Here is an 11,158-nt window from a genome sequence, read left to right on the forward strand (position 1 = left end):
GATGGTACTGCAGGGGGGACCCTGTGGGAGAGTAGGACACCGCCGAACAATCTTTCAAGGACCCTTGGTCCCAGCGTTCATGCTGGGACCAAGGGTCCTTTTTTATTTTCGCTTCACTTTTCCGAAGCGCGTCGGGCAGCCGACTGCGCGAGAATGACTGCAGTACCCGAAGACAGGAGTCGCACCGATGTCCACCAACTCTCCCGAGGACCGTCCGCAGCGCGAGGGGCGCAGCCGTGACGGCGGTGACAGGGGCGGCTACCGGGGCGGTCGTGACGACCGTGGTCCGCGCCGTGACGACCGTGGCGGCTCCAGCGGCTCCAGCGGCTCCGGTGGGGGCTTCCGCCGTGATGACAGCCGTGGTGGCAGCAGCGGTGGCAGCAGCGGTGGCGGTTTCCGTCGTGACGACCGCCCGAGCTTCCGTGGCGGCGACGACCGTCGCGACGACCGCGGCCCGCGCCGCGACGATGACCGTGGTGGTCGCCCGTCCGGTGGTGGCTACGGCCGTCCCTCCGGTGGTGGCAGTGGCGGTGGCGGTGGCTACGGCCGTCGTGACGACCGTCCGTCCGGCCCCCGTCGTGATGACGACCGTGGTGGGCGCCCCTCTGGTGGTGGCTACGGCCGTCCCTCCGGTGGTGGCAGTGGCGGTGGCGGTGGCTACGGTCGCCGTGACGACCGTCCGTCCGGCCCGCGCCGTGACGACCGTCCGTCCGGCCCGCGCCGTGACGACCGTCCGTCCGGGCCCCGTCGTGACGATGACCGTCCGTCCTTCCGTCGTGACGATGACCGTGGTGGCCGTCCGTCCTCCGGTGGCGGTTTCCGCCGCGATGACCGGCGTGACGACCGTCCGTCCGGGCCCCGTCGTGATGACGACCGTCCCTCCTTCCGTCGTGACGACGACCGTGGTGGCCGTCCGTCCTCCGGTGGTGGCTTCCGTCGCGATGACCGGCGTGACGACCGTGCCCCGCGTCGTGATGACGACCGTGGTGGCCGTCCCTCCGGTGGCGGTGGCTACGGCCGCCGTGATGACAGCCGTGGTGGCAGCAGCGGTGGCGGTTTCCGTCGTGACGACCGCCCGAGCTTCCGTGGCGGCGACGACCGTCGTGACGACCGCGGCCCGCGCCGCGATGACGACCGTCCCTCCTTCCGTCGTGATGACGACCGTGGTGGTCGCCCGTCCGGTGGCGGCTACGGCCGTCCCTCCGGTGGCAGTGGCGGTGGCGGTGGCTACGGTCGCCGTGACGACCGTCCGTCCGGCCCGCGCCGTGACGACCGTCCGTCCGGGCCCCGTCGTGACGATGACCGTCCCTCCTTCCGTCGTGACGACGACCGTGGTGGCCGTCCGTCCTCCGGTGGCGGTTTCCGCCGCGACGACCGGCGCGACGACCGTCCGTCCGGGCCCCGCCGTGACGACGACCGTGGCCCCCGTCGCGATGACCGTCGCGACGACCGTCCCGGCTTCCGCCGTGACGACCGTGGCCCGCGCCGCGACGACGACCGTGGTGGGTTCCGTGGCGGCGACGACCGCCGTGAGCGCGAGCGCGACCGTGAGCCGATCAAGCGGCTGCCGATCGACGAGGACGTCACGGGCAACGAGATCGACGAGGACGTTCACCAGGAGCTGCTGAGCCTGCCGAAGACCCTCGCCCAGGACGTCGCCCAGAACCTGGTCATGGTGGCCCGGCTGATCGACGAGGACCCCGAGCAGGCGTACGCGTACTCACGTATCGCTCTGCGGCTCGCCTCCCGTGTGGCGGCTGTCCGCGAGGCGGCCGGGTTCGCGGCGTACGCGACGCAGAAGTACTCCGAGGCGCTGGCCGAGTTCCGGGCCGCGCGGCGGATGACCGGGCACGTCGAGCTGTGGCCCGTCATGGCCGACTGCGAGCGCGGCATGGGCCGGCCCGAGCGTGCGCTGGAGATGGCCGGTGCGCCGGAGGTGCAGAAGCTCGACAAGGCGAGCCAGGTCGAGATGCGCCTGGTCGCGGCCGGTGCGCGGCGGGACCTGGGGCAGCTGGACGCTGCCATCGTGACCCTGCAGAGCCCGGAGCTGGCGTCGAACTCGGTGCAGCCGTGGACCGCGCGTCTGCGGTACGCGTACGCCGACGCGCTGCTCGCCGCCGGGCGTGAGGACGAGGCGCGCGAGTGGTTCGCCAAGGCGCTGGAGTCCGACAAGGACGGCGCCACCGACGCCTCCGACCGGCTGGCCGCGATGGACGGCGTGGACTTCGTGGACGCCCTCGACGAGGAGCGGGCCGACGCCGAACTCCCCGACGAGCCGGACACCGACCTCGCCGGCGCCGATGACGAGTCGGACACCCTGCCGGATGAGGACGACGACCGCGCCGACATGGATGACATGGACGACGTGGACGCCGACGACTTCGACGAGGCCGAGGTTGAGGCCGACGCTGACGTCGAGGCCGACGCGGACAAGGGTCCGGCCGACAAGGCCTGAGCTCCTGTAGGCTTTTGAGACGCGGGCGCCCCCCGGGCGGGGGTGCCGCCCTCTGTCGTATCCGGGTACCGCCGTATCCGCGTGCCGCTCAGTTCACCGTCAGGCTCCGCAGCACCAGGCCTGTCGCCGGCTTCGGGCCGAAGGACGTCGACTTGCGGGGCATCGTGACGCCCTGGCGGGCGAGGTCCCGGACGACCTCCTCGCGTACGGGATGCATGAGCACCGCTGTTCCGCCGCGACGTTCCGCCTGCTCGACGGCGGCCGCCGTGTCGTGGATGTACATGATGTCCTCGGGTGCGTCCGGGATGCGCCAGACGTGGTCCAGGAGCGTCGAGTGGAGCACGGTCGCATCGAGGTCGCGCCAGGCCTGCGGGCGGTCCGTGCGGACGGTGCGGGCGAGCAGGCCGGCGTCGGGACGGTCCAGGAGGTGGAAGCGTCCGTCGCCCGCCAGCAGGAACGCGTTGCCCGCGGTGCTCGCCTCCGCGAGGACGTCGAGCGCGTCGGGCAGCGGCACCGCGAGCGTACGGACGCGGAAGGCACCGGTTTCGGCCACCGCGGCCAGGGCATCGCTGACCGGAAGCCGGTGGAGCAGCCGGTGGATGGCGCGTACCCGCAGGGGATAGCGCGCCGTGTCGACGAGCAGGACCAGGCCGAAGTCCCAGGGGCCGGGCGCCGACTGCTCCGAACGCAGTCGCAGATAGGTCGCCCAGCGGTGGTGGCCGTCGGCGATCACCGCCTGGTGGTGCGCGAGTTCCGTCTGGATCTCGGCGAGGTCGGCGGGGTCCGTGACCGCCCACAGGCGGTGGCTGTAGCCGTCCTCGGTGGTCGTCGCGAGCAGCGGCTCGCGCCGTACAGTCCGCTCGATGACCGCTCCCGCGCCCGCCGGCGTGCCGCCGTTGGCGCCCGCGTCGCCGCGGTACGTCAGGAGCAGCGGCTCGAAGTGCGCGGCCGTCGTCCGCATCAGGTCGGCGCGGTCCTCGACGACGTGCGGCATCACGTCCTCGTGCGGCAGCACCACGCCCTCGGAGGGCTCCGAGAGGGCCAGCGCCCCGATGAGGCCGCGCTGGAGCAGCCCGCCGTAGTGCTGTTCGTACACGTACAGCGCGGGCTCCGGGTCGGGGGCGAGGACGCCCTCCGAGAGCCAGTCGTCGAGGGTGAGCGCGGCCTGCTGGTGCCGTGCCGTGGCCGTGGCGGCCTGCGGGAGGATCAGCCGGACGATGTTGTACGGGTCCGCCGACTCCAGGTGGAGGAGTCCGTCGGGCCGCACCACCACGTCGTACGGCGGGGAGGTCACGGCCGCGAGGCTGCCGACGCGCTCGGGTACATAGCGCAGGCCTCGGAAGGGGATCAGGCGCAGCCCGTCGTCGTCCGCACGCCCTGTTGTGGTCATTAGTGCATCGTAAGTGGGTGCGGGCATGCGCGATGATCGGGGGAGAGCATCGAGCGAGGAGTGGATGAGGATGAGCCAGCCGAGCAGGACCCGGCCGAGTGGCAGCGCGCGGGCGCTGAGCGAGGCGTACGACACGGCTCTGCTGGATCTTGACGGGGTGGTGTACGCGGGCGGCGAGGCGATCGAGCACGCCGTCGGCTCGCTGGGCACGGCGCGCGAGGGCGGGATGCACCTCGCGTACGTGACCAACAACGCGCTGCGGACGCCGGACGTGGTGGCGGAGCACCTCACGGAGCTCGGGGTGCCGGCCGAGCCGGGCGATGTGATCACCTCGGCGCAGGCGGTGGCGCGGCTGATCTCCGAGCAGGTGCCGGAGGGTTCGCGGGTGCTGGTGATCGGCGGCGAGGGGCTGCGGGTGGCGCTGCGCGAGCGCGGGCTCGTGCCGGTGGAGTCGGCCGAGGACGCCCCGGCGGCGGTGGTGCAGGGGTACGGCGGGCCCGATCTGGCGTGGGGCAGGTTCGCCGAGGCGTGCTACGCGATCGCGGCCGGGGTGCCGTGGTTCGCGTCCAACACCGATCTGACGATCCCGAGCGGGCGCGGTATCGCGCCGGGCAACGGGGCGGCGGTGGAGGTGGTGCGGATCGCGACCGGCGCCGAGCCGCAGGTGGCCGGGAAGCCGTTGCCCCCGATGCACCGGGAGACGATCCTGCGGACGGGTGCGCGCAAGCCGCTCGTGGTGGGGGACCGGCTTGACACGGACATCGAGGGGGCGTTCAGCGGCGGGGTGGACTCGCTGCTCGTCCTCACCGGGGTGACCGACGGCGCCCAGCTGCTCGCCGCCCGGCCCGAGCACCGGCCGACGTTCGTGGACGCGGATCTGCGGGGGATGCTGACCGGCCAGCCGGAAGTGGCTGAAAACGACGGTGCGTTCGGGTGCGGCGGGTGGACGGCGGCCGTACGCGACGAGGCGTTCGCCCTGGACGGCGACGGCGAGCCGCTGGACGGTCTGCGGGCGCTGTGCGCGGCGGCGTGGACGCACGCGGGCGAGGGTGTGTGCGAGCTGGACGCGGGGAAGGTGCTGGGGCGGCTGGGGTTGTGACCCCGGGGGCCCGGCCCGGCGTCCGGTCGGCGGCCGGGGGCAGGGGCCTTCCGCCGGCCGCTTGAGGTCACCGGTCGAGGTCGCCGGTCGCTTGAGAACCCGGTGGCGGTCCGGTTGTGGATCAAGGGCCCTGTCGGACCCTTTGCAGGGTAGGCTAACCTAACTTGCGTGTTGGTAGACAGCCCTTCCCAGCCGAGCGCGAAGACCGCTCCCGCGCCCCCGGCCCCGACCGCCCGGCGGCACGCCCTGCGCGCCGCCGGACTGCTCGCGGCCACAGGGGTTTTGGCCCTCGTGGCCCTCGCGAGCATCGCGGTCGGCGCCAAACAGATCCCGCTCGCGGACGTCTGGCACGGGCTGTTCCACTACTCCGGCACCGCCGACGACGTCATCGTCCACGACACCCGGGTGCCCCGCACCCTGCTCGGGCTGCTCGTCGGGGCCGCGCTCGGCGTCTCCGGCGCGGTGATGCAGGCGCTCACCCGCAACCCGCTGGCCGAGCCCGGCATCCTCGGCGTCAGCGCGGGTGCCTCGGCCGCCGTGGTCTCGGCGATCAGCTTCTTCGGCGTCACCAGCCTGACCGGCTATGTGTGGTTCGCCTTCGCCGGCGCCGCGGTCGTCTCGGCGCTCGTCTACGTCCTGGGCGGCAGCCGGGCCGCCACACCGGTCCGGCTCGCGCTCGCGGGTACGGCCGCCACGGCCGCGCTCTACGGCTATATCAACGCCGTGCAGCTGATGGACTCGGCCGCCCTGGACCGGCTGCGGTTCTGGTCGGTCGGCTCGCTGGCCTCCGCCAACGCGGACACCGTCACCGAGATCGCACCGTTCGTGGCGGCCGGCCTGGTGCTCGCCGCGCTCATCGCCCGGCCGCTCAACGCGATGGCCCTGGGCGACGACACCGCCCGCGCCCTGGGCGCTCATCTCACCCGTACCCGCGTCCTGTCGATGGTCACCGTCACGCTGCTGTGCGGGGCCGCGACCGCCGCCTGCGGGCCGATCGTCTTCATCGGACTGATGGTCCCGCACATCGTCCGGGCCATCACCGGGCCCGACATGCGCTGGATCCTGCCGTACTCGGCCGTCCTCTCGCCCGTGCTGCTGCTCGGCTCCGACGTGGTCGGAAGGGTGATCACCCGGCCCTCCGAGCTCCAGGTGGGCATCGTCACGGCGCTCATCGGAGGGCCCGTGTTCATCTTTCTCGTCCGCCGCAAGAGGATGGCTCAGCTGTGAAGGCCGTACGTGCGCCCGGGGGTTACTCGTTCCGGGCCGACACCCGCTCACTGGTCGTCGTCGTGGCGCTGCTGGGTGCGGCGCTCACGGCGGGCGTGGTCCTCGTCGGCAGCGGCGACTTCGAGATCGCGCCGCTCGACGTCGTCCGTACGCTCTTCGGCTCCGGCACCGCCCAGCAGGACTTCATCATCAACGAGCTGCGGCTGCCCCGGGTGCTCGTGGGGCTGCTCGTCGGCGCCGCGCTCGGCGTCTCGGGCGCGGTCTTCCAGTCCATCTCCCGCAATCCGCTGGGCAGTCCGGACATCATCGGCTTCGGCCAGGGGTCGTCCGTCGGCGCCCTCGTCGTCATCGTCTGGTTCGGGGGCAGCGCCACCCAGGTCGCGGTCGGCGCCCTGCTGGGCGGGCTCGCGACCGGGATCGCCGTCTATCTGCTCGCCTGGAAGAAGGGTGTGCACGGCTACCGGCTCGTGCTCGTCGGTATCGGCGCCGCCGCGATGCTCACCGCCTGCATCCAGTACCTGCTCACCAAGGCCCAGCTGGTCGACGCGACCCGGGCCATGGTGTGGCTGACCGGCTCGCTCGACGGGCGGGACTGGGCGCAGGTGTGGCCGCTGCTCGCGCTGTTCGCGGTGCTGCTGCCGGTGATCCTCGCGTACGGACGGCCGCTGCGGATGCTGGAGATGGGCGACGACGCGGCCTACGCGCTCGGCGTGCCCGTCCAGCGGACCCGTACCGTGCTGATGCTCGCCGCCGTGCTCCTCAACGCCGCCGGGACCGCGGCGGCCGGGCCGATCTCCTTCGTCGCGCTCACCGCGCCGCAGCTCGCCCGCCGCCTCACCCGGGCCACCGGGCCCAACATCCTGGCCTCCGGCTGCATGGGCGCGACCCTGCTCGTCACCGCCGACTGGGCCTCCCAGCGGCTGTTCGGCGAGAGCAAGCTGCCGGTGGGCGTGGTGACCGGGGTGGTCGGCGGCCTCTATCTGCTGTGGCTGCTGGTCACCGAGCGCAAGGCGGGCCGGATATGAGCGGCCCGCACCTCCCTGACCCCCGTACCCGTACGGATTCCGGTTCTTCCTCCAGGAGTACGAGCATGCAGCGCCTCAGCGCCGATTCGGTGACCCTCGGCTACGACCAGCGGGTGATCGCCAAGGACCTGTCGGTGGAGATCCCGGACCACTCGTTCACCGTCATCGTCGGCCCCAACGCCTGCGGCAAGTCGACGCTCCTGCGCGCCCTTTCGCGGATGCTGAAGCCGAGCGAGGGGCGGGTGCTGCTCGACGGGCAGACCATCCACGCGATGCCCGCGAAGAAGGTCGCCAGAACCCTCGGGCTGCTGCCCCAGTCGTCGATCGCGCCGGACGGGATCACGGTCGCGGACCTGGTCGCGCGCGGCCGATACCCGCACCAGGGGCTGCTGCGGCAGTGGTCGCCCGAGGACGAGCGGATCGTCCAGGAGTCGATGGACGCCACCGGTGTGGGCGAGCTGGGGGAGCGGTACGTCGACGAGCTGTCGGGCGGGCAGCGCCAGCGGGTGTGGATCGCGATGGCGCTGGCCCAGCAGACCCCGCTGCTGCTGCTCGACGAGCCGACGACGTTCCTGGACATCCAGCACCAGATAGAGGTCCTGGACCTGTGCGCCGAGCTGCACGAGTCCCAGGGGCGCACGCTGGTCGCGGTGCTGCACGACCTCAACCAGGCCGCCCGGTACGCCACGCATCTGATCGCGATGCGCGACGGCGAGATCGTGGCCGAGGGGCCGCCCTCGCGGATCGTCACGGCGGAGCTGGTGCGGGAGGTGTTCGGGGTCCGCTGCCAGGTCATCGACGACCCGGAGACGGGCACGCCGCTGGTGATACCGGCGGCGCGGCAGCGGGACGCGGCAGCGGTGTCCTGAAGGGCGCGCGGGCACCGGTCTCGTACAACGTGAATTCGTACAACGTGAATTCGTCCAACGTGAAGGGGCCGGACTCCTACAGCAACGTCCGCAGCCTGAGCAGGTCGCGGAACCCCGCCTCCAGGCGGACCCGCCCCGACGTCCACGCCCGCGCGAAGTTCAGCTCGCCCGCGACCATCGCCACCAGGTCGTCGCCCTTCATGGCGAGGCGGATCTGGGCGCGCTCGGCCGGCGGGCCGTCCAGTGTCCGCTCGACCTCGACGCGGCCGTCCCGCAGGCGTCCGGTGAACGTGCGGTCCAGGTCCGTGATGTGGCAGCTCAGCGAGCGGTCGAGCGCGGCGGCGGCGCGCACGTCGCCGTTCGCGCCGGCCTGGGTGCCGGAAAGTACGTCGAGTGCCGCGCGGCACTCCTCCATCGTCGCCATCGTGATCGACCGTACCGCAGGCCCACGCGGTAGCGTCTTGGCATGAGCGACTTGATGCCGGAGCCCGAGGCGGAGGCCGGCGGGCACGACGACCCCGTCGGCCCGGCGCCCCTGGACGTGCCCCGCGACCCCACCGGCGACCCCTTGGTGGACGCCCTGGTCGAGCGGCTGGCGGACGTCGACCACCTCGATACGGACGGACACGTCGAGGTGTACGAGGATGTACACGGGGGGCTGCGCGAGACGCTGAGCGCGCTCGACGCCCGCCCGGGGCCGCCGGCCCCGTCCCCCGCGTCACATACGTACGACAACAGGAGCTGAACCGAACGTGGCAGGAGTGGCACGCCGCCGCCTCGACGCCGAGCTGGTCCGCCGGAAGCTCGCCCGGTCCCGTGAGCACGCCGCGCAGCTGATCGCCGCCGGGCGGGTGACGGTCGGCGGCAACACCGCCACCAAGTCCGCCACCCAGGTCGAGACCGCCGCCGCCATCGTCGTGGCCGAGGACGACAGCGACCCGGACTACGTCTCGCGCGGCGGCCACAAGCTGGCCGGCGCGCTGGCGGCCTTCGTCCCGCAGGGGCTGAAGGTCGAGGGGCGCCGGGCGTTGGACGCGGGCGCCTCCACCGGTGGCTTCACGGACGTGCTGCTGCGCTCGGGCGCCGGGCACGTGGTGGCGGTGGACGTCGGGTACGGACAGCTCGCCTGGTCCCTCCAGAGTGACGACCGGGTCACCGTCAAGGACCGTACGAACGTACGGGAGTTGACGCTCGACGACATCGACGGCGAGCCGGCCGACCTGGTGGTGGGGGACCTGTCCTTCATCGCGCTCGGGCTGGTGCTGCCCGCGCTGGTGCGGTGCTGCGCGCCGGACGCGGACCTGGTGCTCATGGTCAAGCCGCAGTTCGAGATCGGCAAGGACCGGCTCGGCAGCGGTGGTGTGGTGCGCAGCCCGGAGCTGCGGGCCGAGACCGTACGCACGGTGGCCGCGCAGGCCGCCGGGCTCGGGCTCGGTGTGCTCGGGGTCACGGCCAGCCCTCTCCCCGGACCCTCCGGCAATGTCGAATACTTTCTGTGGCTGCGGGCGGGAGCGCCCGCGCTGGATCCGGCTGATGTCGAGCGTGCAGTGGCGGAGGGACCTAGTTGAGCTCGTTGGAGAACGCGGAGGAGACGCGCGGGGGGGACGCCGCGTGCGAGCAGGGTGCGGCGGAGCGCACGGTGTTCCTGCTCGCGCACACCGGGCGGCCCGCCGCCATCCGCAGTGCGGAGCTGGTGGTACAGGGGCTGCTGCGCTGCGGCATCGGGGTGCGGGTCCTGGAGGCGGAGGCGGCCGACATTCCGCTGCCCGCGTCCGTGAAGACGGTCAAGGAGGCGACCCCGCAGTGCCTCGACGGATGTGAGCTGCTGATCGTGCTCGGCGGGGACGGGACGCTGCTGCGCGGCGCCGAGTTCGCGCGGGCGTCCGGGGTGCCGATGCTCGGCGTCAACCTCGGCCGGGTCGGGTTCCTCGCCGAGGCGGAGCGGGACGACCTGGACAAGGTCGTGGACCGGGTGGTCGCGCGCTCCTACGAGGTCGAGGAGCGGATGACCCTCGACGTCGTGGTGCACAGCAACGGCGACGTGGTGCACACCGACTGGGCGCTCAACGAGGCCGCCGTGCAGAAGGTGTCGCCCGAGCGGATGCTCGAAGTCGTCCTGGAGATCGACGGGCGGCCGGTGACGGGGTTCGGCTGCGACGGGATCGTGTACGCGACGCCGACCGGGTCGACGGCGTACGCCTTCTCGGCGGGCGGGCCGGTGGTGTGGCCGGAGGTCGAGGCGCTCCTGATGGTGCCGATCAGCGCGCACGCGCTGTTCGCCAAGCCGCTGGTGACGTCGCCGAGTTCGGTGCTGGCGGTGGAGGTGCAGCCGTATACGCCGCACGGGGTGCTGTGGTGCGACGGGCGCCGTACGGTCGAGCTGCCGCCGGGGGCTCGGGTGGAGGTTCGGCGGGGGGCTGTGCCGGTCCGTCTGGCGCGGCTGCACCATGCGTCGTTCACGGACCGGCTGGTGGCTAAGTTCGCGCTGCCGGTCAGTGGGTGGAGGGGTGCGCCGCACTGAGGTTGTTTGAGCCCCCACCCCGCCCGTTCCCTTAACCCTCCGGGGGTGGGTGGGGGTGGAGGAGGGTTTCCCGGGGGCTGCGCCCCCGGACCCCGGGCGGGGCTGCGCCCCCGGACCCCGGGCGGGGCTGCGCCCCCGGACCCCGGGCGGGGCTGTGCCCCCGCACCCGCTTGCGGGGCCTGCGGCCCCTGCACCCCGCGCTACGGGGCTCCGCCCCGGTACCCCCGCTGGGGCGCACGCCCCCTGCACCTGCTCGCGGGGCCTGCGGCCCCTGCACCCCGCTACGGGGGCCTCGCCCCCCCGGTACCCCCGCTGGGGCTGCCCCCCCCGGTACCCCCCCCGCTGGGGCCGCGCCCCCGTCTGGAGTGGGTGGGCTACGTTCGCTGCGCCCCGCCCCCCGCTTTGGGGCTCCGCCCCGGACTCCGTTCGTCTGCGGGTTCGGTGGGGGCTGGTCGCGCAGTTCCCCGCGCCCCTGAGGGGGCGGGGCCTGCGGCCCCGGCACCCCGCTCCGGGGCTCCGCCCCGGGCCTCTTGCAGGGGGTGGGTGGGTCACCTGGGCTTCGCCCCCGGACC

Annotated in this window: 11 protein-coding genes; 8 read left to right on the plus strand and 3 right to left on the minus strand. The window is 73.1% G+C overall.

Annotated features, from left to right (window positions below; all coding sequences use genetic code 11):
* The coding region (locus ACFWA7_RS38325; protein ID WP_385827797.1) for a hypothetical protein at window positions 1-1,615 on the minus strand (1,615 nt) is incomplete at its 3' end.
* Here ACFWA7_RS38325 and ACFWA7_RS38330 point away from each other — a divergent pair.
* Window positions 1,565-2,455, plus strand: coding sequence for a hypothetical protein (locus ACFWA7_RS38330; protein ID WP_385827793.1), 891 nt, complete (start codon window positions 1,565-1,567; stop codon window positions 2,453-2,455). The genes ACFWA7_RS38325 and ACFWA7_RS38330 overlap by 51 nt on opposite strands.
* A gap of 88 nt (window positions 2,456-2,543) precedes the next feature.
* Here ACFWA7_RS38330 and ACFWA7_RS38335 read toward each other — a convergent pair whose 3' ends face one another.
* Window positions 2,544-3,845, minus strand: a complete 1,302-nt coding sequence (locus ACFWA7_RS38335; protein ID WP_385549679.1) for a DUF1015 domain-containing protein — start codon at window positions 3,843-3,845, stop codon at window positions 2,544-2,546.
* A 70-nt stretch (window positions 3,846-3,915) separates the two neighbouring features.
* Here ACFWA7_RS38335 and ACFWA7_RS38340 point away from each other — a divergent pair, with 70 nt between their 5' ends.
* From ACFWA7_RS38340 to ACFWA7_RS38355, 4 genes are all read left to right on the plus strand, one after another.
* Window positions 3,916-4,944, plus strand: coding sequence for an HAD hydrolase-like protein (locus tag ACFWA7_RS38340; RefSeq protein WP_385827786.1), 1,029 nt, complete (start codon window positions 3,916-3,918; stop codon window positions 4,942-4,944).
* 171 nt (window positions 4,945-5,115) lie between these two features.
* Window positions 5,116-6,171, plus strand: coding sequence for a FecCD family ABC transporter permease (locus ACFWA7_RS38345; RefSeq protein WP_385827795.1), 1,056 nt, complete (start codon window positions 5,116-5,118; stop codon window positions 6,169-6,171).
* A complete protein-coding gene (locus tag ACFWA7_RS38350; RefSeq protein WP_385549670.1) occupies window positions 6,168-7,196 on the plus strand; it encodes a FecCD family ABC transporter permease in 1,029 nt (342 codons plus the stop codon). Before ACFWA7_RS38345 ends, ACFWA7_RS38350 begins: the two co-directional genes overlap by 4 nt.
* Window positions 7,197-7,261: 65 nt before the next feature.
* Window positions 7,262-8,065 (plus strand): ABC transporter ATP-binding protein, encoded by an 804-nt coding sequence (locus ACFWA7_RS38355; protein WP_385827788.1) that lies wholly within the window; start codon window positions 7,262-7,264, stop codon window positions 8,063-8,065.
* A gap of 76 nt (window positions 8,066-8,141) precedes the next feature.
* Here ACFWA7_RS38355 and ACFWA7_RS38360 read toward each other — a convergent pair whose 3' ends face one another.
* A complete protein-coding gene (locus tag ACFWA7_RS38360) occupies window positions 8,142-8,489 on the minus strand; it encodes an SCP2 sterol-binding domain-containing protein (RefSeq protein ID WP_385827790.1) in 348 nt (115 codons plus the stop codon).
* A gap of 42 nt (window positions 8,490-8,531) precedes the next feature.
* Here ACFWA7_RS38360 and ACFWA7_RS38365 point away from each other — a divergent pair, with 42 nt between their 5' ends.
* From ACFWA7_RS38365 to ACFWA7_RS38375, 3 genes are read left to right on the plus strand one after another with little or no spacing between them, the layout of a single operon-like run.
* Window positions 8,532-8,810, plus strand: a complete 279-nt coding sequence (locus ACFWA7_RS38365; RefSeq protein ID WP_385549661.1) for a hypothetical protein — start codon at window positions 8,532-8,534, stop codon at window positions 8,808-8,810.
* A gap of 7 nt (window positions 8,811-8,817) precedes the next feature.
* Complete coding sequence (locus tag ACFWA7_RS38370) at window positions 8,818-9,633, plus strand: TlyA family RNA methyltransferase (protein ID WP_385549658.1); 816 nt, start codon at window positions 8,818-8,820, stop codon at window positions 9,631-9,633.
* A 5-nt stretch (window positions 9,634-9,638) separates the two neighbouring features.
* Window positions 9,639-10,586 carry an NAD kinase gene (locus ACFWA7_RS38375; protein ID WP_385549682.1) on the plus strand — a complete coding sequence of 316 codons (948 nt, stop codon included), beginning with the start codon at window positions 9,639-9,641 and terminating at the stop codon, window positions 10,584-10,586.
* The last annotated feature ends 572 nt before the right edge of the window (window positions 10,587-11,158 follow it).

The organism is Streptomyces sp. NPDC059994 (assembly GCF_042737755.1).
Classification (GTDB): domain Bacteria; phylum Actinomycetota; class Actinomycetes; order Streptomycetales; family Streptomycetaceae; genus Streptomyces.